The organism is Neobacillus terrisolis (assembly GCF_051233475.1).
In the GTDB taxonomy this organism is placed as follows: Bacteria; Bacillota; Bacilli; order Bacillales; family Cytobacillaceae; genus Bacillus_BU.
Window position 1 is genome coordinate 1 of sequence record NZ_JBKFGH010000057.1, and the last position, 1,893, is coordinate 1,893.

Genomic DNA, 1,893 nt, shown 5'->3' on the forward strand with positions numbered 1-1,893 from the left:
AATCGAGTAGGAGGGAAATTTAATTCCCGTCCTCTCACACCACCGTACGTACGGTTCTCGTATACGGCGGTTCAATAACTTAAGTATCTACGCTCATATAATTGGTTAAGGTCTTTCAGACCCCATTTAATGAGCGTTTTTATTTTAATTGCATTATGAAGTGTTTTGCTGCCAGAAATTCTCCAATAACCCTTTCGGGTATATGCTAATTTCCAGGCCTCTTCGTGTTTGATTCCTAATCTTCTTAGTTGCTGATACCTTGTTTTAACCTTTTTCCATCTCTTCCAAATAATTTGTCTTAACCTGTGATTCAGCCATTGTGCAGTCTGCTTAATGAACATCTTCATCAAGCTAACTCCGTAATAGTTTATCCATCCAACTGTTACTTGGTTAATTTCCTTGACGAGTTCTTCGAATTTACCTGCTCGGTTTCTTTTAGTGAGAGTCTTTAATTTGGTTTTAAATCTCTTTTTAGCCAACTCATGTGGTCTACATCCAATCCCTTTTGAGGTTCTGTGTATACAGAATCCTAGGAATTTTAGTTTAGTCGGCGAACCTATTTGGCTCTTTGTACTATTCACCGTCAGTTTTAAATCTTTTTCTAGAAACTTTGTGACACTATTAAGTACTCGTTGACCCGCACGTTCGCTTTTAACATAGATGCAGAAATCATCCGCATAACGAACGAATTTGTGCCCACGCTTTTCTAATTCGATATCTAATTGATTTAAATAGACGTTGCTCAAGATTGGCGAAAGTACACCGCCCTGAGGAGCCCCAAATTCTGTTGGTTTTAATAGTCCATTTTCGAGAATCCCACTCTTTAGGAATTTCCAAATTAATTTCAGCACAACTTTATCTTGAATAAATACCTTTAGGTATTCCATCAACTTTTGATGGTTTATGGTGTCGAAGTAGCTCTTCAAATCGCAGTCTACGACCACTCTATAACCTTGTTCATAGTATTTGATGGATTGTTCAATAGCTTGATGTTGATTCTTATTTGGTCTGAATCCGTAGCTCATTTCTGAGAAATGAGGATCAATTATTCCGCCGATTACTTGATAGATTGCTTGCTGGACCATGCGGTCCCTAACACATGGAATGCCTAACTTTCGTTTAGACCCATCTGGTTTAGGTATCTCAACTCTTTTAACAGGTAAGGGTTTATAGGTACCATCTTTTAATTTCCTTTTTAGATGTTTAAGGAATTTTGTTACGTGAGCAAAAAGTTCATCTACTGTCATTCCATCTATTCCGGGTGCACCTTTATTTGCCTTTACCTTTTCGCATGCTAAAAGTAGATTGTTATCATCAATAATTTTGTCAATTAAATTGATACCATCTTGTCGGCCTACTTCTTTAATGTCAGCACTACACGCTTTTACAAACCCTTCAGTTTCCAACTTATTCATTTGTAAATAGCCATTTTCCAATGTTTTCTGTGGTCTTTGCACTGACTTTACCTCCGTAATTCTCCAAGATTATTATTGTTCGATCCTTCATTCTTTAAGAACTACTACGACCTCGGCTGACTTCTTACAATTCAGTTTGTTATCACTAACAAACTTGTTCCTGTGAGATATTCCATCTCTCTTGTCGGGAACCCTTGTAAGACCTCCCCGGGTAAGAGCTATAACCTTCCTCCCATGTAACTGCTATATTTACTGTAAGGGATTCGTGCAGTATTGGACTTCGTTTTGATTTGCAAACTCGTCCATCCCAGTTCAGCCTTATATATAGTTTCTGTTCGTCAGTTCGGGATTTTGCCTCCGGCTTCCTTCAGATTCCACCTCACGATGGACACCCTTGCCATTGGCTAACAGTTCCTACTGCCAAGCCTGTAGTGGACTTTCACCACCAAGTTATAGCCCATGCCGGGCGCACAAATAA

1 protein-coding gene is annotated in these 1,893 nt (G+C 38.9%); it reads right to left on the reverse strand.

Features of this window, described 5'->3' with window-relative positions; all coding sequences use genetic code 11:
* Window positions 1-71: 71 nt before the first annotated feature.
* Window positions 72-1,340 (reverse strand): group II intron reverse transcriptase/maturase, encoded by a 1,269-nt coding sequence (gene ltrA / locus ACI48O_RS22665; RefSeq protein WP_435564081.1) that lies wholly within the window; start codon window positions 1,338-1,340, stop codon window positions 72-74.
* Window positions 1,341-1,893: the final 553 nt, after the last annotated feature.